Origin of the sequence: Myxococcus xanthus, from assembly GCF_006402735.1 — a bacterium.
GTDB classification, from domain to species: Bacteria; Myxococcota; Myxococcia; order Myxococcales; family Myxococcaceae; genus Myxococcus; species Myxococcus xanthus_A.
The window spans coordinates 73,816-97,918 of sequence record NZ_CP017174.1 but is presented as its reverse complement, the minus strand read 5'-3'; the positions used below and the strand labels follow the sequence as shown (position 1 = coordinate 97,918).

The following is a 24,103-nucleotide window of genomic DNA, read 5'->3' as shown; positions in this document are numbered from 1 at the left end:
CAACTGTGAAAGGAGTCCTCGGGTGATTGACGGCAACTTCGTCATCGATGCGGTGACACACGCCTACAACCTCCATCCCACGAACTACCGCGCCGGCAAGTACGCCGAGTCGCTCGCGGGACTCATCTGGGGGCTGCACAGCGGACTGTCCGGGGAGACGCACCGCGTCCCCACGGCGGAAGGCTTCCTGAAGAACTGGTCCGTGAGGGAGCTGGCGCACCTGCTCTTCGTGGAGAGCGGCGTCGACCTGGCGGTGCACCATGTGCTGCCGCTCCAGACGCTGTACCACGACGGCCTGTGCTCCTATGAGAAGACGCTGGAGATTCACCGCAACTATCCCCACCGCTTCCTGGTGTACGCGGGCGTGGACCCGCTGCGCGGCACGGCAGCGCTGGATGATTTGGAGCAGCAGTACGAAACGCTCAAGCCCAGCGGCCTGAAGCTCTACCCGGCGGCGTGGCTGGGCGACAAGTTCCGCCACACGGGCTGGCGCATGGATGACCCGAGCATCGCCTTCCCGCTCTTCGAGCGTGCGCAGAAGCTGGGCATCAAGAACATCGCCGTGCACAAGGGCCTGCCCATGGGCGCGGTGCCGCTGGAGCCCTACAAGGTGGATGACATCGGCGGGGCGGCGGATGCCTTCCCCGACCTGAACTTCGAAATCGTCCACGGCGGCATGGCCTTCCTGGACGAGACGGGCATGCAGCTGTCGCTGTTCCCCAACGTGTACGTCAACCTGGAAGTGACGGGCGCGCTCATCGTGAAGCGCGAGCGCTGGTTCGCCGAGTCCCTGGCGGCGCTGCTGAAGTGGGCGGGCCCGGAGAAAATCATGTGGGGCTCCGGGACGGTGTTCAGCCACCCGCACCCGGCGCTGCACAAGTTCTGGCATGACTTCCAGTTGCCGGACGAACTGGTGCAGGTGGCGGGCATGCAGGTGACGCCGGACGTGAAGCGGCTGATTCTGGGCGGAAACTACGCGCGCTACGCGGGCGTGGACGTGGAGGCGGTGAAGAAGAACATCGCCAACGACGAGTTCGCGAAGCTGAAGGCGCGCGGCAACATCCAGCCGTACGGCTACCGGGAGAGCCTGTATGAGTGAGCAGGCCCTGCGCGAGCGCATCCAGGACATCCCGGACCCGTGCAGCTGCGCCACCGGCGTGCCGCTGGGCATCGGGGAGATGGGGCTGATTGAGTCCGTGAAGCGCACGGAGGGCCAGGTGACGGTGCGCCTGCACATCACCTCGCCCATGTGCATGATGGCCGCCTACTTCATGCGGGAAATCGAGCAGCGGCTGCTGGCGGTGGACGGCGTCACCACGGTGAACGTGGAGTTCGACCACGACCTGAAGTGGACGCCGCAGGACATCGAGCCGGAGGCCCGCCAGCGGCTCGCGGCCAAGCGCATCACCATGTTGGGTGGCCGCTTGCTGCCCCAGGACTCGGCGCAGCGCCGCTCCTGAGCCGTGCCGCGGCGCTGGCGGGCGGGTGCGTGCCCGCCAGCGACCGCATCAGTGATTCCCCGCCGGTTCCTCCTTCACCAACGGCGCCGCCGTGGCGGAGGCGCGGTGTCTGAGCAGGCTCCGCACGGCGACGTAGAAGGCGGGGACCAGGAAGATGGCCAGGACGGTGCCGGACACCATGCCGCCGAACACGCCCGTGCCGATGGCCCGCTGCGTCTCCGCGCTCGCGCCGCTGGCCACCACCAGCGGCACCACGCCCAGCGCGAAGGCGAGCGACGTCATCAGGATGGGACGGAAGCGCAGCCGCGCCGCCTCCACCGCGGCCTGGAGCGGTGAACGTCCCTGCTCCTCGAGCTGCTTGGCGAACTCGACGATGAGAATCGCGTTCTTCGCGGACAGGCCGATGATGGTGATGAGGCCCACCTTGAAGAAGATGTCGTTCATCAACCCGCGAGACATCACCGCCACCAGCGCGCCGATGAGTCCCAGCGGCACGACGAGCATGACCGACAGCGGAATCGACCAGCTCTCGTAGAGCGCCGCCAGCACCAGGAAGACGACGAGCATCGACAGCGCCAGGAGGATGGGGGCCTCCGAGCCGGAGAGCCGCTCCTGGAAGGAGAGCCCCGTCCACTCCACCGCGAAGCCGGGTGGGAGCTCGCCAGCGATGCGCTCCATCTCCGCCATGGCGTCACCGCTGCTGAAGCCGGGTGCCGCCGCTCCGGCGATGCGCACGGCGGGGTAGCCGTTGTAGCGGACCAACTGCATGGGCCCCCGCTCCCAGATGGGCTCGGCCACCGAGGACAGGGGCACCATCTGCCCGCGCGCGTTGCGCACGGGGAGCTTGAGCACGTCCTCCACCTGCATGCGGGACTCCGCGCGCGCCTGGAGGATGATTTGCTGCATGTAGCCCTTGTTGGGGAAGTCGTTGACGTACGTCGACCCCAGCGCGGTGGAGATGACCGAGTTGATTTCCGCGAACGACACACCCAGCGCCGCCGCGCGCTCGCGGTCGACCTGGATTCGCACCATCGAGCCCTCCGGCAAGCCCTCCTGATACGGGAAGGCGATGACCTGGCTCTCCGAGGCACGCCGGAGGACGTGGTTCATGGCGTCGTTGAGCGCCTTGGTGCCGTGTCCGGAGCGGTCCTCCAGCCGCATGGCGAAGCCCGCGCTGTTGCCGAGCCCGTCCACCGCGGGCGGAAGCACGTTGATGACCATGCCCTCGCGCGGAGAGGCGAAGCGCGCGTTGGCGGCGGCGACCTCACCCGCCGCCGTCTCACCCTGGCGCTGGTCCCAGTCGCGCATCATCACGAACATGAGACCGGCGTTCGCCCCCGAGCCGAAGAAGCCGAAGCCCTGGATGGTCAGCACGTCCTGGATGCCCTTGCGCTCGCTCAAGAAGGACTCCAGTTCCCCGAGCACGCTGTTCGTCCGCTCGGCCGTGGCGTCTGACGGGAGCTGCACCGAGACGTTGAGGAACCCCTGGTCCTCCTCCGGGAAGAAGGCGCCCGGCAGCCGCCAGAACGCCAGGGCGACCATCGCGACCACCACCGCGTACGCGAAGAACGCCCGGCCCAGGCGTCCGACAATGGCCCGGGTCCAGTTCGCATAGCGCCCCGTCACCCGCTCCAGCAGCCGGTTGAACCCGCCGAAGAAGCCGCGGCGCTTCCCCGCGTGGCCGGGCTCCACCGGGCGCAGCAGCGTCGCGCAGAGCGCCGGGGTGAGCGTGAGCGCGAGGAACGCGGAGAAGAGAATCGACACGGCCATCGCCAGGCTGAACTGGCGGTAGATGGTGCCGACGGAGCCCGTGGCGAACGCCATGGGGATGAACACGGACGTGAGCACCAGGGTGATGCCGATGACAGCGCCCGTGATTTCCTTCATCGCCTTCTTCGTGGCCTCGAGGGGGGACAGCCCCTCCTCCGCCATGATGCGCTCGACGTTCTCGACCACGACGATGGCGTCGTCGACGATGATGCCAATCGCCAGCACCATGCCGAACATCGTCAGGACGTTGATGGAGAACCCCGACGCCAGCATCACCGCGAAGGTTCCCAGCAGCGCGATGGGCGCGACGATGGCGGGAATCAGCGTGTAACGCACGCTCTGCAGGAAGAGATACATCACCGCGAAGACGAGCAGCATCGCCTCGAAGAAAGTCTGAACGACCTTCTGGATGGAGACGCGCACGAACGGCGCCGCGTCATACGGAATCGTGTACTCGACGCCCGCGGGGAACGCCCGGGAGAGGTCCGCCATCCGCTCGCGGATGCGCTCGGAGGTATCGAGCGCGTTCGCCCCCGGGGCCAGCTGCACGCCGAACGTGGCGGCGTTCTTCCCATTCTGCCGGGTGGATGAGGCGTAGCTCTGGGGCCCCAGCTCCACCTTGGCGAGTTCCTTGAGCAGCACGTTCGAACCATCCGGATTGGCCCGGATGATGACGCGCTCGAAGTCCGCGACGTCCAGGAGCTGCCCCTGGAGCATCAGGGGGGTGGTGACGCGCTGGCCTGGAACCGCGGGCATGTCCCCCAGCCGTCCGGGAGACGCCTCCGCGTTCTGGGCGCGAATCGCGGCCGCGACCTCGTCCACGGAGATTCCATGCGAGATGAGCCGCTCCGGGTCCAACCAGACGCGCAGCGCGCGGGCCGGCGTGAAGAGCTGGACGCGTCCCACGCCGGGCACGCGCCGCAGGTCCTCGACCACGTTCCGGCTCAGGAAGTCACCCAGCTCGGCCTCGTCGTAGCGGCCGTCGCTCGACACGAGCGTGGAGAAGAGCAGGAAGTTGGTGGTGGTCGTCTCCACCTGGAGCCCGAGCTGCCGGACCATCTGCGGCAGCCGCGATTCGACTGTCTTCAGGCGGTTCTGGATGTCGACCTGCGCCAGGTCCGGGTCCGTTCCGGGCGCGAACGTCACCACGATTTGCGCGACGCCCGACGTGTCGCTCGACGACTCGAAGTACAGGATGTTCTTCACGCCGGACAGGCCGCGCTCAATCAACGACACGACGCTGTCGTTCATCGCGGCCGGCGTGGCGCCGGGATAGGTGGCGGTAATCGTCACGCTCGGCGGCGCGATGGACGGGTAGCGCTCGATGGGAAGCCGGGGAATGGAGATGGCTCCGGCGAGCACGATGAAGATGGCAATCACCCAGGCGAAGACCGGGCGTTCAATGAAGAATCTTGGCACGGCTTACTCCAGGTTCAGCGCGAGGCCGGGGCGTGCTGCCACTCGACGGGGGTGACCTGCTGGCCTGGCGCAAGACGGTCCTGCCCCTCGACCACGACACGCTCTCCGGCGGAGAGTCCTTCCTCCACCAGGTAACGTCCGCTGACGATGCGGCCGGCGCGGACGTTGCGCGCCTCCGCGGTGTTGTCCTCTCGGATGATGAAGACCTGCGCCTGGCCCTGCGCGTCGTGAAGCACGGCCTGCTGGGGAACGAGGAGCGCATCGGCCACCTCTCCGAGCACGACGCGCGCCTTCACGAACATGCCTGGCAGGAGCTTGCGTTGCGCGTTGGGGACCAGGGCGCGCACCGTAAGCTCGCCGGAACCGGGGTCGACCGAGATGTCCGAGAACTGGACCCGGCCGCGCTCCGGATAGGGCGTCCCCGCCGAGGAGAGCACGATGACCTCCGCTCCCACCTCTCCGGTGCCTCCCTGGAGTGACTGCAAGCCCGCCGCGCGCTCCACGGGTGACTTGATGTCGACGAAGACGCGGTCAATCTGCTGGATGACGCTCAACGGCGTGGCATCCGCGGGGCCGACGAGCGCGCCTTCGTTGACCTGGGAGATGCCGATGTGCCCCGCGATGGGGGCGGTAATCGTGGCGTAGTCCAGGTCGACGCGGGCCCTGTCCAGCGCCGCGCGGGCACGCGCCACCTCCGCGTTCGCGATGGCGAGCGCGGCCCGGGCGTCATCGTGGGCCTGCTGGGTGCTCGCGCCTTTTTCGAAGAGGGACTGGATGCGCCCCGCATGCAACTCCGCCTGGAGCCGCCCGGCCTCACTGGCCGAATGGGCCGCCGCCGCGCCTTCCACGTTCGCGCGGAACACCGCCGCTTCCAGTTGGTAGAGCGGCTGCCCTTTCTGGACCGTGTCGCCCTCGGAGAAGCGCCGGCTGCGCACGAGCCCACCCACCTGCGGGCGGACTTCCGCGACCCGGAACGCGGAGACACGCGCGGGGAATTCGTCGTGAAGGACAACGGCCTCCCCCTTCACCTTCAGCGTGGACACCTCCTGGACCGGCGGTGCGAAGGCCGCTTCCTCCTGCTTGCCGTCACAAGCGAGAAGCGGGAGCAGCGTCCAAGCGAGGAGAAGGCTCGTCGACTTGTTGATAGGCATTGTCGTCTGGCGAAAACGTCGAGAGATACGCAAAAACATACTTTTCTCACAAAGCCGCGCCCTGGTTCGCCAGCAACCAGGGAATGAAGCGCCACCTGCTCCAGCGCAGATGACATGACGAATGAGACATATCGAGGCACAAGCCCGTCACTGACGGCCCCCTCACGGAGACTCCTGACAGACGAACTCCGGACCGAGGTGTCAGCCGGATGCGGACACACTGACGGTGATGGGCGCCTACTCCCGTGTGAGTTCCTCAAGCCTTCGGATGACCGCGGCCCTCACCTCAGGCCCGATTCCCTGGTCCTCGAGCAGGTCCGCGAGCCACAAGCCGTCAGCCGCGAGTCGGCAGATGAGGGAATTGATGTCCTGGGGACTGACCTCACCGGACTTCAGCTGGAGGTCTTCCTGCCAGCTGCAGTTCCAGCGTTCACGAAGGTCGGGCTCCACCATCATGCTTCCAATCAGCGCCCTCAATCCCCGGATCTGCTCGGGGTTGGCGGGGCTGGAGACCATGGCACGGAGATACGCACGTGCCTCGCGCCCATGAGCGTCCGGGTCGTCCGCGATGTTCGCGTGGAACGACTCGATGAACTGCTGGTTCATCTCATCGAACAGCGCGTCGAGCAGCAGCTGCTTGCTCTTGAAATGATGCTGGAGGCCGCCCTTCGTCACCCCCGCGTGGGCCGCGACAGCCTCGAGCGTCACGGCCTGGGTCCCCCCCTGCGTGACGAGCTCCGCCGCGGCGCGGAGAAGCTGCGCGCGGATGACGTCGGGCTGCTTCTTGCGTTGGTGCGCGCTCGTCATGCGCCCGAAACATGCCGTCCGGATGGATTCTTTTCAACCTTCATTTTAGGGCCTCGAAAGGCCCCTCATTTCAGGCACTTACGTCCGGCTGGTCCCCCAGACGCTCAAGCGCGAGGCTGCTGGAACGGCTCCATCTGGGCCGCCAGGGCGCGCTGGAACGCGGGCCGGGCCTCACAGCGTTCCTTGTAGGCCTTCAGCGTGGGAAAGCCGTCGAGCACGTCCGTGTGCCGAAGGATGCGGAGCACCGTCACCATCATCAGGTCGCCCGCGCTGAAGCGGTCCTCCAGGTACTCGCGCTCACCCAGATGCGCCGCGAGTTCGCCCAGGCGCTCCTTCAGCGCTTCCACGACGCCCGGCCTGCGCAGCTTCGCCCACTCCTCCTGGGCGAAGAACAGGTCCACCTCGGCGAGCGGCTGAATCATGATTTCAATGGAGTTGAGCGCCGCGAAGAGCCACGTCACCGCGCGAGCCCTGCCCGCCGCGTCCGCCGGCAGCAGCGCCTCACACTTGTTGGCGATGTGGAGGACGATGGCGCCTGATTCAAAGAGGACGAGGCCGTCCTCCTCCAGCACCGGCACCTGACCGAAGGGCTGGAGCTTGCGGTAGTCGGGCGAGGCCTGGACTTTGTTGTCGATGAGCCGCACCTGGTACGGCAGCCCCGCCTCTTCGAGCGCCCACCGCACCCGGAGGTCCCTCACCAGTCCCTGTGCGAACGGCGGAACCCACTTGAACGCGCTGATGGTCATCATCGTGATGTCTCCTGGTCGGCGAGCGGTGTGGACGCGCCGAATCTCGCCATCCGGCGCAGCGCTCTCAAGCACGCGACCCGGGCTCCGTCAACGCGGTAACGGTCCTCGGGGTGTCTCCTCCGGCAGTGCCGTGGGCGCGCGCTCCCACACCCGCCGCACCAGCTCCGGAAACACCTTGGACACCTTGCCCAGCAGGTAGTCGCCGTAGGTCCCCTGGAAGGCGTGGACGCTGGCGCCGTCCCAGCGGCGTGCGCGGTCCACGTCCACGTCAGCGCCCGCGCCGCGTGGCAGGGGGTGGACCTCGGCGGCGAAGTCCGGGTCGAAGAAGAGTGGGAAGGATAGCCTGTCCTTGCCGCTCACGTTCTTCACCCGGTGCGGCGTGGAGCGGTACCAGCCGCCTGTCATCCGGTCGAGCATGTCGCCGATGTTGCACACCAGCGTCCCGGGCAGCGGCGGTGCCTCCATCCAGCCGCGCGGCGTCTTCACCTGCAACCCGCCGTTGTCGTCCTGGGCCAGCAGCGTGAGCAGGCCGTAGTCGGTGTGCTCGCCCACGCCCCAGCTCTCCTCCTCGCACTGGGGCTCGGCGGGGTAATGGAAGACGCGGAAGAGCACCGTCGGGTCCGCCGTGTAGTGCCGCCGGAAGTAGTCCGCGTCCAGGCCCAGACTCAGCGCCACGCCCTCCATCAGCGCATGCGCGGCGCGCGTGCAGGCCGCCATGTAGTCGAGCACCGCCGCGCGCAGCTCCGGCACCTCCGTGGGCCACAGGTTGGCGCCGTGCAACGGCCAGCCGGCCTTTACGCGCGGGTGCTCGCTTCCGAGCTCCGTGCCCAGATACAACCCCTCCTTCCGGTCCGGACGCCCCGAGGTCAGCTCCCCCCCGAGCGGGAACCAGCCCCGCCACGCGACACCGCCCATCGACATGGCGATGGCCTCCTTCGCCGCCCGGGGCAGCGCGAAGAAGCGGTGGCTCTCCCGCTCCAACCGCGCGAGCACCTCGCCGGACACGCCGTGGCCCGTCACGTAGAAGAAGCCGCTGTCGCGACAGGCCTGCTCGATTTCACGCGCGACGCGCGCACGCTCGGTGACGCGGGATGCATCGAACAGTGACGCCATGTCGATGACGGGCAAGCCGCCCCGTGCGGAATCCGGACCTGTCATTCCCGGGAGCCTACACAGGTCTGGACCCCGGCAGGGCGCGGCGCGAGAGTCCGCCCGCCGCCATGCCGACGCATTCCCCTCCGGAAGCTCCCCACACCGCTCTGTCCACCGGGCTCGTGTGGCTGATGGCCGCCGCCTCGGGCGCCACCGTCGCGAACCTCTATTACAACCAGCCGCTGCTGGGAGACATCGGCGCGGCCCTGGGGGCCTCGGGGAGCGCGCTGGGGCTGGTGCCCATGCTGACGCAGGTGGGCTACGCGGTGGGGATGCTCTTCATCGTCCCGCTGGGCGACAGCCTGGAGCGGCGGCGGGTCATCGTCACCATGAACACACTGGTGGCGCTGGCGCTCGTGGGCGTGGCACTCGCGCCGACGCTCCACTGGATGGTGGCCGCGAGCTTCGTCGTGGGCGTCACCACCATCATTCCCCAACTCCTCGTCCCCTTCGCGGCGCACCTGGCGCCCGCGGCGCAGCGAGGCCGGGTGGTGGGCACCGTCATGAGCGGTGTGCTGATTGGCATCCTCCTGTCCCGGACGGCGGCGGGCTTCGTCGGGACGCACCTGGGCTGGCGCGCCATGTTCTGGATTGCGGCGGGGCTCATGCTCGCGCTGGCCGGCGTGCTGCGCTTCACGCTGCCATCCCAGCCGCCCATGGCCTCCATGCCGTATCCGCAACTGTTGCGCTCGCTCATCCACCTGGCGCGCACCGAGCCCGTGCTGCGGCTGCATGCGGTGCTGGGCGCACTCAGCTTCGGCGCGTTCAGCGTGTTCTGGTCCACACTGGCGCTGTACCTCCAGAGCCTGCCGCAGAAGTACGACGCGCAGGTGGCCGGGCTCTTCGGCGTCGTGGGCGTGGCGGGCGCCGCCGTGGCCCCGCTGGTGGGCCGCTACGCCGACAAGCGCGGGGACCGGCGCATCAACGGCGCGGCCATCGTCGTGCTGCTGCTGTCCTTCGTCGTGATGTGGCCCCTGGGGCGCTGGCTGTGGGGCATGGCGCTGGGCGTGGTGCTGCTCGATTTGGGCGTCCAGGCGAACCAGATTTCCAATCAGACGCGGGTGTACTCGCTACGTCCGGAGGCCCGCAGCCGGCTGAACACGCTCTACATGGTGACGTACTTCGCGGGCGGCGCCGCGGGCTCATGGCTGGGGACCTTCGCCTGGACGCACTGGGGATGGAGCGGGGTGTGCGCCTCCGGCGCCGCGCTGTGTGTCGTGGCCCTGTTGGCGCTCAAGCGAGGGCCGAAGGGCACTGTGCCTGAAGCGGCGGAGGCCTGACGCTCCGCCGCTCGAGCCAGGCCCAATCGCTCAGGAAGCCTTCTCCGCCGCCAGCGACACCAGCAGCTGCTTCGCCTTCACCTGGCTGCCCACGGACACGTTGAGCTCCGCGACAGTGCCCGTGACGTCCGCCACCACCTGGAACTCCATCTTCATGGCCTCCAGCACCACCAGGACGTCCCCGGGCTTCACCGCCGCGCCCACCTGCGTGTCCACGCGCAGGATGCGCCCATCCATGGGCGCCGCCAGCCGTCCGCTGCCCACTCCGTCCGACTTCGACGGCGGACGGAACGTTACGTCCGTCACGGCGTGTGCCCCCGAGCCCAGGTCCAGCCACAGCGTGTCCCCGTCCCTCAGGTAGCGCGCGCGGCCCCGCGTCCCGGCGCTGGCGAATTCGAGCACGCCCGCGGACAACCCCAACACGGACACTTCAAACGACGCATCCCCCACGCCCACCTCGTACCCTTCCGCGGACACGGGCTGGACGGTGACAGACTCTTCCGCGCCACGGCTCGCGAGCTTCATCCGCACGGGGTGGCGGTGGGACGTGTTCCAGTTCAGCAGGGACACATCCAGTCCCGCCGTGTCCGCCAGTTTCAGGCCTTCGTCGTGGAAGAGCAGCGCCGCCGCCAGCGCCCGCGCCTTCGCGTTTGCCTGGTACAGCCCTTTCACCTCCGACGCCGCCGCGTGCTTCGCGATGAACGCCGTGTCGTACTCCCCTGAACGGAACGCCGCGTGCTCCAGCACGTACAACAACAGGTTCTTGTTGGTGGTGACGCCAAACACCGTCAGCTCGCGCAGCGCCTCCACCAGCCGCCGGCGCGCCGTCTCCCGGTCCGGGCCGTGCGCAATCACCTTCGCCTGCATGGAGTCATAGAAGGGCGGAATCGCCTGCCCCTCCCGCACGCCGTGGTCGATGCGCACGCCCTCGCGCACCGGCAGCCTCCACGCCAACAGCCGCCCGGCCTGGGGCGCGTAGCCCTTCGCGGGGTCCTCCGCGCAGAGGCGGACCTCGATGGCATGCCCCGACGCAGAAATCGCCTCCTGCGTCCGGGGCAGCTTCTCCCCCGCCGCCACGCGGAGCTGCCACTCCACCAAATCCAACCCGGTAATCAGCTCCGTCACCGGGTGCTCCACCTGGAGGCGCGTGTTCATCTCCATGAAGTAGAAGTCACCGCTCGGCGCGAGGAGGAACTCGATGGTCCCCGCTCCCCGGTAGCCAATGGCCCGGGCCGCCGCCACCGCCACCTCACCCATGCGCGCGCGCAGCGCCGGGCTCACCGCCGGTGACGGACTCTCCTCCACGATTTTCTGGTGCCGGCGCTGCACCGAGCAGTCCCGCTCGCCCAGGTGCACCACGTTGCCGTGCGTGTCCGCGAAGACCTGGACCTCCACGTGCCGCGCGTCGATGACGGCCTTCTCCAGGATGAGCTCGCCACTCCCGAAGGCATTCGTCGCCTCCGAGCGCGCCGCGCGCAGGGCCGCGCGAAGCTGCGACGCCTCGTGCACCAGCCGCATGCCGCGCCCGCCGCCACCCGCCGCCGCCTTGACCATCAGCGGGAAGCCGATGCGCTCGCCCTCCACCGCCAGCTCCTCGTCATCCAGGTCGGACGCCTCGTAGCCAGGAATGCAGGGCACGCCCGCCGCAATCATGCGCAGCTTCGCCTGACGCTTGTTGCCCATCAGGGTGATGGCCTCGGCCTCCGGGCCGATGAACACCAGGCCCGCGTCATGACAGGCGCGCGCGAAGTCCGCGTTCTCCGACAGGAAGCCGTAGCCCGGGTGAATGGCCTCCGCGCCGGACACCTTCGCCGCTTCCAGAATCTTCCCGATGACGAGGTAGGACTCCTTCGCCGGAGACGGGCCAATGGCCACCGCCTCGTCCGCCGCCAGCACGTGCGGCGCGCCGCGGTCCGCCTCGGAGAACACCGCCACGGTGCGGTAGCCCAACCGCTGGCAGGTCCGAATCACCCGGACGGCAATCTCGCCGCGGTTCGCGATGAGGACCTTCTTGAAACGCTCCATCGTGTCCGCTCCTCTCACAGCCGCGCGACGCCGAACGTGTTGGGATGGACCTGCCGCCGCTTCGCCTCACGGCACACCGACAGCGCGAACCCGAGCACCCGCCGCGTGTCCCGCGGGTCGATGAGCCCGTCGTCGAACATCCGGGCGCTGCAGTTGAACGGGTGCGACTCCTTGTCGAACTGGTCGATGATGGGCTGGCAGAACGCCTTGATTTGCTCCTCGTCCACCGCTTGTCCCTGCCGGGCCAGCTTCTCCCCGAAGACGATGGACATCACCTTCGCCGCCTGCTCGCCGCCCATGACGGCGGTGCGCGAGTTGGGCCACCCGAAGATGAAGCGCGGATGGAACGGACGGCCGCACATGCCGTAGTTGCCCGCGCCGAACGCGCCGCCAATCAGCACCGTGAGCTGCGGCACCGTCGCGTTGGCCACGGCCTGAATCATCTTCGCGCCGTGCTTCACGATGCCCCCCTGCTCCGGCTGCGTGCCCACCAGGTAGCCCGTGGTGTTCTGCAGGTAGAGGATGGGCGTGTCCTTCTGGCAGCACAGCTGGATGAACTGCGCCGCCTTCGTCGCGCCCTGGGGCGAAATCGGCCCGTTGTTTCCGATGATGCCCAGCGGGTGGCCGTACAGGCTCGCCCAGCCGCAGACGGTGTGCGCGTCGTACTCGTCCTTGAAGCCAGTGAACTCCGAGCCATCCACGATGCGCGCGATGACCTCGCGGCAGTCGTACGGTTTGCGGTAGTCCACGGGCACGGCGCCGCAGAGCTCGTCGGGCGAGTACACGGGCTCGGCATAGGCGGGGCGCTCGGTGGGCGGGAGCTGCGCGTTCCACCCGAGCTTCGCCACGATTTCGCGGGCCATGCGGATGGCGTCCGCGTCGTCCTCCGCCAGGTAGTCCGCGGTGCCCGCCACCGTGGCGTGCATCTGGGCGCCACCCAGCTCCTCATCCGTGGCGACTTCCCCCGTGGCCGCCTTGAGCAGCGGCGGGCCCGCGAGGAACACCTTCGCCTTCTTCTTCACCATCACCACGTAGTCGGACAGGCCCGGCAGGTACGCGCCGCCCGCCGTGCTGGAGCCGTGCACCACCGTCACCTGGGGAATGCCCGCCGCCGACAGCCGCGCCTGGTTGTAGAAGGTCTCCCCGCCCGGGATGAAGATTTCCTGCTGGTACATCAGGTTGGCGCCGCCGCTCTCCACCAGCGACACCATGGGCAGTTTGTTCTCCAGCGCCAATGCCTGCGCGCGCAGTGCCTTCTGCACGCCCCACGGCGACGCGGTGCCACCCTTGATGGCGGAGTTGTTCACGAAGACGATGCACCGCACCCCGGACACGTAGCCGATGCCGATGATGCTGTTGCCACCCGCCAGCGAGCCGTCGCTGTCGTCGTGGTAGCCATAGCCACACAGCGTGGACAGCTCCAGGAAGGGCGAGCCCCGGTCGAGCAGCAGCATCAGCCGCTCGCGAGGCAAGAGCTGCCCTCGCTTGTGGAACTTCTCCTTCGCCTGGTTCTCCGTGTTCCGGACCTTCGCCTCGATGGCGCGCAGTTCGGAGACGCGGGCCAGCATGTCCGCGCGGTTCGCCTTGAAGGATTCGGAGCCCGGGTCGATTCGCGAGGTGATTCGTGGCATCGGTCTACTCCTGTCCTTCGCGCAGCAGCGCCTCGGGAATGTCCATGTGCCGCGAGCGCAGCCACTCGCCCAGCGCCTTGCCCTGTGGGTCGAAGCGGGTGGACGAGGAGACGCCCTCACCCAGCAAGCCATCGACGACGAAGTTCAGCCCCCGCAGGTTGGGGAAGACGTGCCGCTCGATGCGCAGCGGCGCGGCCTCCGGGAGCAGCTCGCGCAGCTTCTCTTCCGTGAGCGCATGCGCCAGCCACCGCCAGGCCGCATCCGTGCGCGCCCAGACGCCGATGTTCGCCGTGCCGCCCTTGTCACCACTGCGCGCGGCGACGATGCGCCCCAGCGGAACCCGGCGCGTGGGGCCGTCCGGCACTCGCGGTGGCAGCGGCGGTGGCTCCACGGACTCCAGTGCGCGCGTCTCGCCGGGAGGCGTGATGGCGGTGCGCGTTCCGTCCTCGAGGACGGCGACATGCTTCACGCGCTCCGCTTCGACATAGGCCGGCGTGTAGACGCCATACGGCGCGCCGTCCGAGGGAGGCGCCGTCATCGTGAAGCCCGGGTAGCTGCCCAGCGCCAGCTCCACGGCCGCGCCGCTGAAGGCCCGGCCCACCACCTTCGCGTCGGCGTCCTTCACCACCACGCGCAGGAAGGCGGCGGCCTGCTCTTCCGTGGCCGCGTCCTCGCGGTCCGTCCGCGTGAGCATCCACTGGAGCTCCTTCGGCTTGCGTGTCAGCGCCGCTTCCAGTTGCTCGCGCGCCAGCCGCGCCTTCTCCTCGATGTCCAACCCCACCAGGATGAACGTCGCCTCGTTCCGGTAGCCCCCCAGGTTGTTGAGGCACACCTTCACCGTGGGGGGAGGCGGCTCGCCGCGCACGCCGGAGATGCGGACGCGGTCCTTGCCATGCGACGCCAGGGCGATGGTGTCGAAGCGCGCCGTGGCGTCCGGGCCCGCGTACCGCGCCCCGGTGATTTCATAGACGAGCTGCGCCAGCACCGTGTCCACCGTCACCGCGCCGCCCGTGCCCGCGTGCTTGGTGATGACGCTGCTGCCGTCCTCGTACAGCTCCGCCAGCGGGAAGCCGGGGCGCCGCGCGTCCAGCTCCGTGAAGAAGGAGAAGTTGCCCCCCGTGGCCTGCGTGCCGCACTCCAGGACGTGGCCGGCGACCATGGCCCCCGCCAGCCGGTCCCAGTCATCCACCTTCCAGCCGAAGTGCGCCGCCGCCGGGCCCACCACCAGCGAGGCATCCGTCACTCGTCCGGTGACGACGATGTCCGCCCCAGCGCGCAGGCACGCGGCGATGCCCCACCCGCCCAGGTACGCATTCGCGGTGAGCGGCGAGCCCAGGCCCAGCGCGTCCGCCTGCCCGGAGAGGTCATCCCCCTCCACGTGCGCCACCTGCACCTTCACGCCCAGCTTCGCGGCGACCTCACGGAGCGCGGTGGCCAACCCCGCCGGGTTCAGCCCTCCCGCGTTGGTGACGACCTTGACCTTCTTCTCCGCCACCAACGCCAGACACTGCTCCATCTGTCGGAGGAACGTCTTGGCATAGCCGGTGGACGGGTCCTTCATCCGGTCCCGGCCCAGAATCAGCATCGTCAGCTCGGCCAGATAGTCGCCAGTCAGGACGTCGAGCTGGCCGCCTTCGAGCATCTCCCGGACCGCCGAGAAGCGGTCTCCATAGAAGCCCGAGGCATTGCCGACACGCAGGGGGGACGCAGGCATGAGCTCTCCACTCGGCAGCAACGAAGGACGCGTGAGTCTGGGCAGGCGGGTCTAAAAAAGCAAGCATGCTTGCTTTTTTAACCCTTGGCTCGCATCCTGGCCGGGTGAGTGAGGCATCCGGCACGCCCGGCAGGCAGGAGCAGGAGCGCAGCCGCGTCACGCGCCAGCGTCTGATGGAGGCGGCCATTGGCGCGCTCTCCGAGCTGGGGTGGGCGGGCGCGACCATGACTGTGATTGCCGAGCGCGCGGGTGTGTCCCGGGGCGCCTGTCAGCACCACTTCCCCACCCGCGCCGACCTGGTGGCCGCCGCCGTGGAGTACGTGGGGCACCAGCAGGTGGAGGCCGTGCTCCGCAAGGCCGCCCAGTTGCCGGCCGACGCTCGCCGCACGGAGGCCATCCTCCACATGCTGGCCGGCATCTACCTCAGCCCTGTCTTCACCGCCGCGGTGCAGCTGTGGGTGGCCGCCGTGGCGGACGCGGAGCTGCGCGCGCAGTTGGCCCCGCTGGAGGCCCGCGTGGGGCGGGAGTTCCACCGGCTGACGGTGCAGTTGCTCGGCGTGGACGACAGCGTCGCGGAGGTGCGCGAGCTGATTCAGGGCACGCTCGACCTCATCCGGGGACTCGCGCTGGCCAACCTGTTGAGGGACGACAGCGCGCGCAGGAAGAAGGTCCTCCACCGCTGGGCGCTCACCCTGGACGAGGCCCTGAGTGTCCGGCGCACCCGCAAGGGCTGAGGACCAAAGGTTTCATGAACGACCTCCACATCAGGAGCTGACCATGAGCTACCGCTCTCTCTTCGCACCGGGCTGTTTCAGCAACCGCACCATCGTCGTCACCGGCGGCGGCAGTGGCATTGGCCGCTGCACCGCGCACGAGCTGGCCGCGCTGGGCGCCAACGTCGTCCTGGTGGGCCGCAAGCCCGACAAGCTGGAGGCCGTCGCGCGGGAAATCCAGGAGGACGGCGGCAAGGTGTCCTTCGAGGTGCTCGACATCCGCGACGAGGAGGGCGTGAAGGCCACCGTGGCGCGCATCATCGCCGCGCACGGCCCCATCCACGGCCTGGTCAACAACGCAGGCGGGCAGTTCCCCTCGCCGCTGTCGGCCATCTCCAAGAAGGGCTTTGACGCGGTGGTGTCCACCAACCTCACCGGCGGCTTCCTGATGGCGCGGGAAGTCTATCTCCAATCCATGAGCAACCACGGGGGCGCCATCGTCAACATGCTCGCGGACTCGTGGGGCGGCATGCCGGGCATGGGGCACTCTGGCGCGGCGCGCATGGGCATGCTCAACCTGACGCAGACGGCCGCCGTGGAGTGGGCCGCGTCCGGCGTGCGCGTGAATGCCGTGGCGCCCGGCTGGGTGGCCTCCAGCGGAATGGACAGCTACAAGGACGAGGGCGTGCGGGCGATGATTCCCCTCCTCAAGAAGGAGGTGCCGCTCCAGCGGCTCGCCACCGAGTCCGAGGTGAGCGCTGCCATCGTCTTCCTGCTCACCGACGCCGCGGCCTTCATCACCGGCGAGGTCATCAAGATTGACGGCGGTGCTTCGTGCAACACGAAGATTTTCCCGCTGGAGGAGACCACCGCCTCCAAGCCCTACGAGGGCTTCCACCGCGCGTCGGCGCCGCGCATCCTCGGGGGTGAGTCGAAGGAGTAGGAACAACACCCCGCTTCCGCACAGGACGGGCGGAAGCGGGGCTGGCGGTGGCTAGAGGCCATCCGGATAGCAGAAGCCGTAGGTGCGGTCGTAGCCACCACCGGAGAGCGGGTAGGACACGTAGCCCAGCTCCTCACCCGCGCCGCAGTCCGAGCGGGCGCGGGCGTAGGGGTAGCAGTAGCTGGGGCCGGAGCCCGTCACGTTCGCGCAGACGCCGCGCGCACCTTCCGTCCCGCAGAACTCGGCGAAGGACAGGGTGCACTGCTCACCGATGAGCGCGGCATCGAAGTCGAAGCCCGCAGGCTGCATCACCGACTGAGCCTGGCACAGGCCCTGGACGCCACACACGGTGCCCGAGGGGCAGCCCGGATCCACCGCCATGTAGTCACACGTCGCCAGGCACTGGCGCGGTGAGCCCCAGGCAGAGGTACAGGCGTAACCCTCCTCGCAGTCCGTGGTCGCCAGTTCGTACTCACTCGTCGCCGCGGTGTAGGTGCACGCCTCGCCCTGCGTCTTCGTGCCGAGCGACCGCTCCAGCGTGCCGTCATCCGCGGCGCGGTTGGTGGCCACGCAGGTGTGGCCGGAGATGTTCGCCGTCAGCGAGCCCTCGCGAGGGTCACACCCGCCGTGGCGGGCGGTGTTCCACGTCGCGAAGCGAATCCACCGGCACTCGCCCTCCGCCACCGGCACGGTGCCGGTGTACGGCGCGTAGAGCGGCGGCGCGGCCACCGTCTGGCGCAGCGTCACGTTGGCCAGCGCGCCAATCGTCTGCTGCGGCGACACCTTGAGCGCGAGCATCAGCGTGCCCGACTCCGCCACGAAGGTCTTCGCCGTGGAGGTACCGGAGTCCTGGACACCCCAGACGCACTGTTCGCACGTGAAGAGGTTGGTGCCTCCAGTCGCCAGGTCATAGACGCCCGGCGCCGTATTCACATCCAGCCGGATGCGGGCGACATCCGCCACCGCCGGGTCGCCCTGGTCGGAGAACGAGCCGACGTAGGTCGGCTGCGGGCCATACTGCACCGGCGTCCGCTCGATGCCGTTCGTCAGCTCGCCCATGGTGATTTCGGTACACCCGGCGGGTGGCGTCAGCAGCGCCGCCTGCTCTTCCGCGGCACGCAGCGTCTCCTGCTCAGCGGCAGGAGGAGGGGGGTCCAGCGGCTTCTCCTGCGCACCACAGCCCACCACCGCGGTCAGCAATGCCACACTCCAACGCCACCCACCTGCAAATGCAACTCCAGAACGTCGATTCGTCATGAGGTCTTGCCCAGTTGCCGTCCCGGCCATTTCGCCTTGCCTCGATAGATTCGAGGTAAAGCGAGAATTAGACGCAGGGTCTGACATCAGACAACGGGCCGCTCCAGCCCCTGACGAATACTTTCGCGGCGGTGCCTATTGGCTTTCACGCCGGGGTGGGTTGGCCCAAGTCGAGCGACTGCGAGACAGCCCGCCCGCGGGCAAGCCTCCGGTCACTGGCTCTGGTAAGAGCGCGCGCATGGCAGCAGCGCCGGAGGGTGAGTGCCTCCGGCCGCTGCACCTCTGTGCGACTTCTCCCAAATCAGGCAAGCCGAACGACGCGGCACTTCTGGCACAGAGGATACTCGGCGATGAATCCACTGATTCTGGCCAGCATCTCTTCGTAACTGCGGCCATACATGTAGAACGCCGTTTCCGTGGGCCCCTGCCAATGGCTATGAATCATGCCCTCTTCGCCCAGCAAGCGCTCGCATTCGTCGTGGACGTGATTGCTATCGCATGAGGCAAAGACCTCCGCGGGCAAGTCCGTGCCGTTCAGGTACAGCCCCAGCCCTTCATCTGAGCCGAACGGAATCGAGCCCTCATCGTCGGGCAGAATGACCTCGGAGCCCTTCGGCGCCAGCATCTCCCCCACCACGGCGGCAACCTTCTCCGCGAGCTCGCGCGAGTAGTCATCCAGCTCGATGTCGATGTCGCAACGCTCGATCTCTCCATCGGGCGCCATCAGCGTTCCTCCGCCGGTGACGCGTGCGCCCAATCCCAGCGTTTCGGAAACCTCGTCGAAGGCATCCTCCAACTCGGCCCGGTGCATGGGTTGCAGCCGCGCGTTCAACGAGAGCACGATGAGACCCGACTTCTTCTTCTTGAAAAATCGAAGCATCGCTTCAGTCCTATTGCGTTGGAACAGGTCAATCCTGGTCCCTGCATCCAGCTGACGGAGCCTATGGCCGGAAGCGCACGATGCTCACGTCGAGGGCGCCGGCTTCCACGCCCAGGACCTGGCGCATCAGCTCGAGCGCGCGCGCCTCATTGAAGCTGCCAGAGCCCGCACCAATGACAGGGAAGGCCACGGAGCGCAAACCCTGCTCGCGGGCCTTCGCCAGGGCATTGCGGACGGAGTCCTGGATGGAGCGCTCCGAGGCCCGCCAGAGCATGTCGATGCCCGCGACGTGGATGATGGCTTTGAATGGCAACCGCCCGGCGGAGGTCACCACCGCCGAGCCCAGCGGCATGGGGCCCGCCTTCGCCACCTCGCGGAAGGGCCCTACCCCACCCCGGCGCTTGATGGCGCCGGACACCCCCTGCGGCAACAGCAGCCACCAGGGGATGATGTTCCGGTTCCAGGCATTGACGATGGCCTCCACCGGCTGGTCCAGCAAATCCCCTTCGACGACAGAGACGGGCATGGCGCGGACTCTAGCGCCAGCCCGCCTCGGGTGGGGGTGCCTGGGGGCTCAGTCGCACGCGTGCGTGTGCGTGTGCTCCGTGGCCTTGGGGCTCCAGCCTTCGTTCCCGTCCTTCTCGAAGAAGAACTTCGCGCGCGGGCGCTGGCGCGTCCCCACCTCGTTGAGCGTGGCCGCGTCGTACAGGCGCCCGTTCACCATGGTGTAGCGCACCGAGCGGCTGTGCTTGAGGTCCTGCAAGGGATTGCCATCCAGCACGATGAGGTCCGCCAGCTTGCCCTCTTCCAGCGAGCCAATCTCCCCGTCCAGGCCCAGGTAGCGCGCCCCGCTCAGCGTCGCCGAGCGCAGCGCCTGCAGCGGCTTCATGCCGCCATGGCCGAACATCCAGACCTCCCAGTGCGCAGCCAGGCCTTCACGCTGGCCGTGCGCACCCAGCTGCACGCTCACGCCCGCGTCACTCAGCTCACGCGCCACGGTGGCGGCGGCGAAGTGGTTGAACTCGTCGTCCGGCACGTGCATGGACGGCCGGCGGCTGCGCGAATCCACCACCCGGCGCGGGACGAAGGACAACAGGCGCTCGTCCTCCCACACGTTCGTCTTCTGGTACCAGTAGTTCTCACCCCAGACGCCGCCGTAGGCCACGCCCAGCGTCGGCGTGTAGCCGGTGCCGCTCTTGCCCCACAGCTGCTTCACGTCCGCGTAGATGCGCGCCACCGGAATCGCGTGCTCCACGCCGGTGTGCCCGTCCACCACCATCGTGAGGTTGTGCTGGAGCAGCGAGCCGCCCTCCGGCACCACCAGCATGTCCAGCTCGCGCGCCGCCTGGAGCACCTTCTGCCGCTGGTCCCGGCGCGGCTGGTTGTAGCTCTTCACACTGAAGGCCCCCATGGCCTTCATCCGCCGCAGGTGCGAGCGCGCGTCGTCCACCGTCTCAATGGGCGCGCGGTAGCCCGCGCCGGACGCGCCGTAGAGGATGGTGCCCGTGGAGAAGATGCGCGGCGCCACCACGCCGCCCGCCCGGGCCAGCTCACTGGCCGCGAAGACCTCCTCCGAGGAGTTGGACGGGTCGTGCAGCGTCGTCACGCCGAAGGCCAGGGACGACGCATGCACCCAGCTCTGCTCGGGCATCAGCCCGTCCATGCCCATGGCCCCGTGCCAGTGCACGTCGATGAGGCCGGGCATCAACGTCTTGCCCTTCACATCCACCACCTTCGCCCCGGACGGCACCTGCACCTTGCCCACCGGGCCCACGGCGATGATGCGGTTGTTTCGCACCACCACCACGCCCTGCTCGATGACCTCGTCACCCTTCATGGTGATGACGCGGCCCCCCACCAGGGCCAGCGTGCCCTCCGGCGCGTCCGCCTTCACCGGGAAGGAGAGGTCCACGCCCTTCTCCGGCGCCTCCGGCAGCTTCTCCGGCGCACCGTCGATGAAGGCGAAGCTCTCCTTCAGCGCACGCGTGAAGAGCTCGGGCCCCAACGCCCAGTGCAGGCGCTGGCTGTCGCCGGACCAGTGCAGGTACTCGCCCGCGTCCCGGCTCACCTTCGCCAGCGGCAGCGCCTTCGCGCCGGGCCCCACCGAGGCCGACTTCGCACCCAGCGCGAAGGGGACGACGAAGGCGTTGAAGTTCTCCCGGAACGCCACCCACCGCTCGTCCGGGGAGACGCGCAGCTCGGTGGCCTCGGCGCTCGTCAGGTGCGTGCGCTCCTCGCTCCCGCTCAGCCCGATGCTCTTCAGGGAGCGGACGTCCTCCTTCTCCTTGTGCTCCACGTGCAGGAAATAGACGCGGTCCGAGCGCGCGCCGAAGTGCGGCTGCTCACCGTCACGCGCCAGGCGCTTCGGCGTGCCGCCGCCCGCGGGCATGGCGAACAGGCCCGTGTTCCGGCTCCACAGCCCGGGCATCAGGTAGCCGTCCCCGGACGCGCGGTACACCAGCGTCTTGCCATCCGGGCTGAACGCGGGCTCCACGTAGTAGCCCGGCTGCTGCGTCAGCACCTTGCCCTCGCCGCCGGTGGCGGACACCACGCGGATGGTGCCCAGCTTCTCGTCGTCCCACGTCGTGTAGACGATGGAGCGCCCGTCCCGGGAGAACGACGGGTAGAACTCCAGGTGGTCGTCCTGCTTCGTCAGGCGCCGGGGCGTACCCGCGGGCAACTCCTTCACGTACAGCTTGCCCAGCGCCTGGTACACCACGCGATCCCCCTTGGGGGACACCTGCACCCAGCGCAGCATCTTCGTGGAGAAGCGCTCGGGGGCCACCGCCTGCGGGCTGCGCACGGCCTCGAAAATCGTGCGCGTGCCCCGTACGCGGAAGGCAATGGGCGTCACCTTCTTCGTGGCCACGTCGATGCGGTGCAGCTTGCCGCCCGCCCAGAAGACAATCGCCTTGTTGTCCGGCGTCCACGCCATGCCCGGATACACGCCGTGGATGGCCCACGTCTCCTGCATGTCCCGGTCGAGCCCGTCGTACAGCGAGCGCTCCGCGCCGGACGCCACGTCGGTGACGTAGAGCACGCTCTTGGCGCGCACCCGGCGGACGAACGCCAGCTGCTTGCCGTCACGCGACGGCGTGGGGCGGATGGCACCGCCCGGCCCCGTGATGAAGGGCTCGATTTCCTTCGTCTCCAGGTCCAGCCGCTGGATGGCGTAAATCTGGCCGTTGGGGTCCTTGTTGTATTCGAAGCTCTTCCCCGGCGAGACGTCCTGGCTGAAGTAGACGTGGCGTCCGTCGGGGGAGAAGGCGGGCTCGCCCAAATCCTTCTGGTCGTTGGTGCGCTCGGTGAGCTGCACGCCTTCGCCACCGGCGCGGTGGTACATCCACACCTCGCCCGCGCCCAGCGAGCGCCGCGCGGTGAAGTGCTTGCGCGCCACGATGAACTGCCCGTCCGGGCTCCACGCGGGGCTGTTGAGCAGGCGGAACTTCTCCTCCGTCACCGCCCGCGCATTCGAGCCGTCCCGGTCCACCACCCAGATGTTGTCTCCGCCGCCCCGGTCACTGGTGAAGACGATGCGCTTGCCGTCCGGGCTGAAGCGCGGCTGCATGTCCCACGCGACGCCGGACGTCAGCGCCTTCGCTTCGCCGCCGCCCATGGGCAGCACGTAGATGTCCCCCAGCAGGTCGAAGACGATTTCGTCTCCGCGCGGGCTGACGTCCACGTTCATCCACGTGCCCTCGGTGACGTCGATGTTCACCTGGCGGGCGGGGAAGCCCGGCGCGTCCACCTTCCAGGTGTCTCCCCCTTCCTTCTCCGCCTTCTGCGCGGCCTCACCGGACGGCGGACGCGGGGCGTCTACCTCGGCGGCGCGGGCCGCGTCGCGCGCGGCGTCCTTCGTGTCGGGTGCCGGCCGTGGCGGGTCCTGCCGGACCGCGGGAGGCTTCGCCGGAGCCTGCTGCGCGGCCATCGGCGCGGCGGGCATCAGCAGGACGGCGAGGAGGGAGGAGGTCAGTCGTTTCACCAGAAGTCCTCATCAGGAAGAAACCGTGTGTCGGGTGCCGGAGACTATCCGGCCCCAAGGGGCTGTTGGATGCCGGCCGAGAACAGGCGAACAGGCGAGCCTCTTCCGGGCCGTGTAAGCTCACGCCCGTCGAGCAGCACTGATTCCGAGGGGGGAGTCTCCATGCAGACGCGTCAGAAGCTCGCCGTGCTCGTCATCCACGGCATTGAAGTGGATGACCCGGGTCTCTACGACACCGCCGTGCGCCTGCTGCGCCAGCACTTCGCGCAGCACGCGGGGGCCGGGCCGGACACACTCGCCGTCGAGACGGTGAACTGGGCCTCCGTGCTGGAAGGTGCGGAGAAGGACCTGCTCGCCCGCTACGCCTCGGCCGACGCGGACGCTTACTGGAAATCCCTCTATGACAGCGTGCGCACGGTGAACCAGGGTCACGAGTCCGCGCTCGTGCCGATGATGCTCCGCTTGATGCGGCCGTCCCTGCGCGGCATGGACCTGCGCTACCCCGGCCTGCGGTGGATGCTGGTGCACTTCGTGGGCGACATCATCGCCTACCAGACGAACCCCGCCGACCCGGACGTCTACACGGGCATCCACCGCAAGGTCGCCGAGGCCCTGGGCCGCCTGCGCCAGCAGGCCGGTGACACCGCTCCGCTCTGCGTCATCGCGCACAGCCTGGGCAGCGTCATCGCCAGCAACTACTTCTATGACTTGCAGGCCCAGCGACTGGCCGGGCGGGACATCATCGAGGAGACGGTGCGCGCGGCCCAGGGCAGCTCGCCCCTGGAGCGTGGCGAGACGCTCAGCCACTTCTACACGCTGGGCAGTCCCATGGCCCTGTGGAGCCTGCGCTATCCCCACGCGGAGCTCGACCAGCCCGTGCAGGTCCCCGCGCCGGAGCTGGCGGGCCACCATCCGGGGCTTGGCGGACGGTGGCTCAACTTCCACGACGAGGACGACGTCTTCGCCTGGCCGCTCCAGCCCCTCAGCGCCGCCTATCACGCCGCGGTGGAGGACCGCGCCGTGCGCGTGGCGGGCCCGCTCTTCTCGTGGACACCCCTGGTCCACCCCTTCTACTGGTCGGATGACGCGGTGATGCGGGACATCGGCACGTCGCTTGCCGGTGCGTGGAAGCAGCTCTCCAGCGCCGCGGCCGTGGCCGCCTAGCGGGCG

The 24,103-nt window shown here is 68.7% G+C and carries 18 protein-coding genes; 6 read left to right on the top strand and 12 right to left on the bottom strand.

The window, feature by feature from the left end; genetic code table 11:
* Positions 1 to 22: 22 nt before the first annotated feature.
* Both BHS09_RS00420 and BHS09_RS00415 read left to right on the top strand, forming a co-directional pair.
* Entirely contained in the window at positions 23 to 1,099 is a 1,077-nt protein-coding gene (locus tag BHS09_RS00420; protein WP_140786569.1) for an amidohydrolase family protein, read from the top strand.
* Complete coding sequence (locus BHS09_RS00415) at positions 1,092 to 1,460, top strand: metal-sulfur cluster assembly factor (protein ID WP_140786568.1); 369 nt, start codon at positions 1,092 to 1,094, stop codon at positions 1,458 to 1,460. Before BHS09_RS00420 ends, BHS09_RS00415 begins: the two co-directional genes overlap by 8 nt.
* Before the next feature lie 48 nt (positions 1,461 to 1,508).
* On the opposite strand, the gene BHS09_RS00410 is transcribed toward BHS09_RS00415, so the two are convergent.
* From BHS09_RS00410 to BHS09_RS00390, 5 genes are all read right to left on the bottom strand, one after another.
* On the bottom strand, positions 1,509 to 4,649 hold the full coding sequence (locus tag BHS09_RS00410; RefSeq protein ID WP_140796875.1) for a multidrug efflux RND transporter permease subunit: 3,141 nt from the start codon (positions 4,647 to 4,649) through the stop codon (positions 1,509 to 1,511).
* A 14-nt stretch (positions 4,650 to 4,663) separates the two neighbouring features.
* Positions 4,664 to 5,800: an efflux RND transporter periplasmic adaptor subunit gene (locus tag BHS09_RS00405; RefSeq protein ID WP_237080103.1), complete on the bottom strand. Its 1,137-nt coding sequence runs from the start codon at positions 5,798 to 5,800 to the stop codon at positions 4,664 to 4,666.
* A 237-nt stretch (positions 5,801 to 6,037) separates the two neighbouring features.
* Positions 6,038 to 6,607: a TetR/AcrR family transcriptional regulator gene (locus tag BHS09_RS00400; protein WP_140796874.1), complete on the bottom strand. Its 570-nt coding sequence runs from the start codon at positions 6,605 to 6,607 to the stop codon at positions 6,038 to 6,040.
* Between the two features lie 104 nt (positions 6,608 to 6,711).
* A complete protein-coding gene (locus BHS09_RS00395; protein WP_140796873.1) occupies positions 6,712 to 7,356 on the bottom strand; it encodes a glutathione S-transferase family protein in 645 nt (214 codons plus the stop codon).
* An 87-nt stretch (positions 7,357 to 7,443) separates the two neighbouring features.
* The gene (locus BHS09_RS00390) at positions 7,444 to 8,514 is read right to left on the bottom strand and encodes an isopenicillin N synthase family dioxygenase (RefSeq protein WP_140796872.1); all 1,071 of its coding nucleotides are present in this window, start codon (positions 8,512 to 8,514) and stop codon (positions 7,444 to 7,446) included.
* Between the two features lie 62 nt (positions 8,515 to 8,576).
* On the opposite strand from BHS09_RS00390, the gene BHS09_RS00385 reads away from it, so the two are divergent.
* Positions 8,577 to 9,788: an MFS transporter gene (locus tag BHS09_RS00385; protein ID WP_140786561.1), complete on the top strand. Its 1,212-nt coding sequence runs from the start codon at positions 8,577 to 8,579 to the stop codon at positions 9,786 to 9,788.
* A gap of 30 nt (positions 9,789 to 9,818) precedes the next feature.
* Here BHS09_RS00385 and BHS09_RS00380 read toward each other — a convergent pair whose 3' ends face one another.
* The 3 genes from BHS09_RS00380 to BHS09_RS00370 are packed head-to-tail and all read right to left on the bottom strand — an operon-like array spanning position 9,819 to position 15,158.
* Positions 9,819 to 11,813 carry an acetyl-CoA carboxylase biotin carboxylase subunit gene (locus BHS09_RS00380; protein WP_140796871.1) on the bottom strand — a complete coding sequence of 665 codons (1,995 nt, stop codon included), beginning with the start codon at positions 11,811 to 11,813 and terminating at the stop codon, positions 9,819 to 9,821.
* A gap of 14 nt (positions 11,814 to 11,827) precedes the next feature.
* Complete coding sequence (locus BHS09_RS00375) at positions 11,828 to 13,444, bottom strand: acyl-CoA carboxylase subunit beta (protein WP_140796870.1); 1,617 nt, start codon at positions 13,442 to 13,444, stop codon at positions 11,828 to 11,830.
* A 4-nt stretch (positions 13,445 to 13,448) separates the two neighbouring features.
* Positions 13,449 to 15,158, bottom strand: coding sequence for an acyclic terpene utilization AtuA family protein (locus BHS09_RS00370; RefSeq protein WP_174260471.1), 1,710 nt, complete (start codon positions 15,156 to 15,158; stop codon positions 13,449 to 13,451).
* Positions 15,159 to 15,223: 65 nt separating this feature from the next.
* On the opposite strand from BHS09_RS00370, the gene BHS09_RS00365 reads away from it, so the two are divergent.
* Both BHS09_RS00365 and BHS09_RS00360 read left to right on the top strand, forming a co-directional pair.
* Complete coding sequence (locus BHS09_RS00365; protein ID WP_140796868.1) at positions 15,224 to 15,892, top strand: TetR/AcrR family transcriptional regulator; 669 nt, start codon at positions 15,224 to 15,226, stop codon at positions 15,890 to 15,892.
* Between the two features lie 43 nt (positions 15,893 to 15,935).
* Entirely contained in the window at positions 15,936 to 16,814 is an 879-nt protein-coding gene (locus BHS09_RS00360) for an SDR family oxidoreductase (protein ID WP_140796867.1), read from the top strand.
* Between the two features lie 51 nt (positions 16,815 to 16,865).
* On the opposite strand, the gene BHS09_RS00355 is transcribed toward BHS09_RS00360, so the two are convergent.
* From BHS09_RS00355 to BHS09_RS00340, 4 genes are all read right to left on the bottom strand, one after another.
* Entirely contained in the window at positions 16,866 to 18,020 is a 1,155-nt protein-coding gene (locus BHS09_RS00355) for a hypothetical protein (protein WP_237080101.1), read from the bottom strand.
* Positions 18,021 to 18,372: 352 nt separating this feature from the next.
* Positions 18,373 to 18,951 carry a hypothetical protein gene (locus BHS09_RS00350; RefSeq protein ID WP_140796865.1) on the bottom strand — a complete coding sequence of 193 codons (579 nt, stop codon included), beginning with the start codon at positions 18,949 to 18,951 and terminating at the stop codon, positions 18,373 to 18,375.
* A 61-nt stretch (positions 18,952 to 19,012) separates the two neighbouring features.
* Positions 19,013 to 19,477 carry a macro domain-containing protein gene (locus BHS09_RS00345; RefSeq protein ID WP_140796864.1) on the bottom strand — a complete coding sequence of 155 codons (465 nt, stop codon included), beginning with the start codon at positions 19,475 to 19,477 and terminating at the stop codon, positions 19,013 to 19,015.
* A gap of 48 nt (positions 19,478 to 19,525) precedes the next feature.
* Complete coding sequence (locus BHS09_RS00340) at positions 19,526 to 22,933, bottom strand: amidohydrolase family protein (RefSeq protein ID WP_140796863.1); 3,408 nt, start codon at positions 22,931 to 22,933, stop codon at positions 19,526 to 19,528.
* Positions 22,934 to 23,095: 162 nt separating this feature from the next.
* On the opposite strand from BHS09_RS00340, the gene BHS09_RS00335 reads away from it, so the two are divergent.
* Positions 23,096 to 24,097 (top strand): hypothetical protein, encoded by a 1,002-nt coding sequence (locus tag BHS09_RS00335; RefSeq protein ID WP_140796862.1) that lies wholly within the window; start codon positions 23,096 to 23,098, stop codon positions 24,095 to 24,097.
* The last annotated feature ends 6 nt before the right edge of the window (positions 24,098 to 24,103 follow it).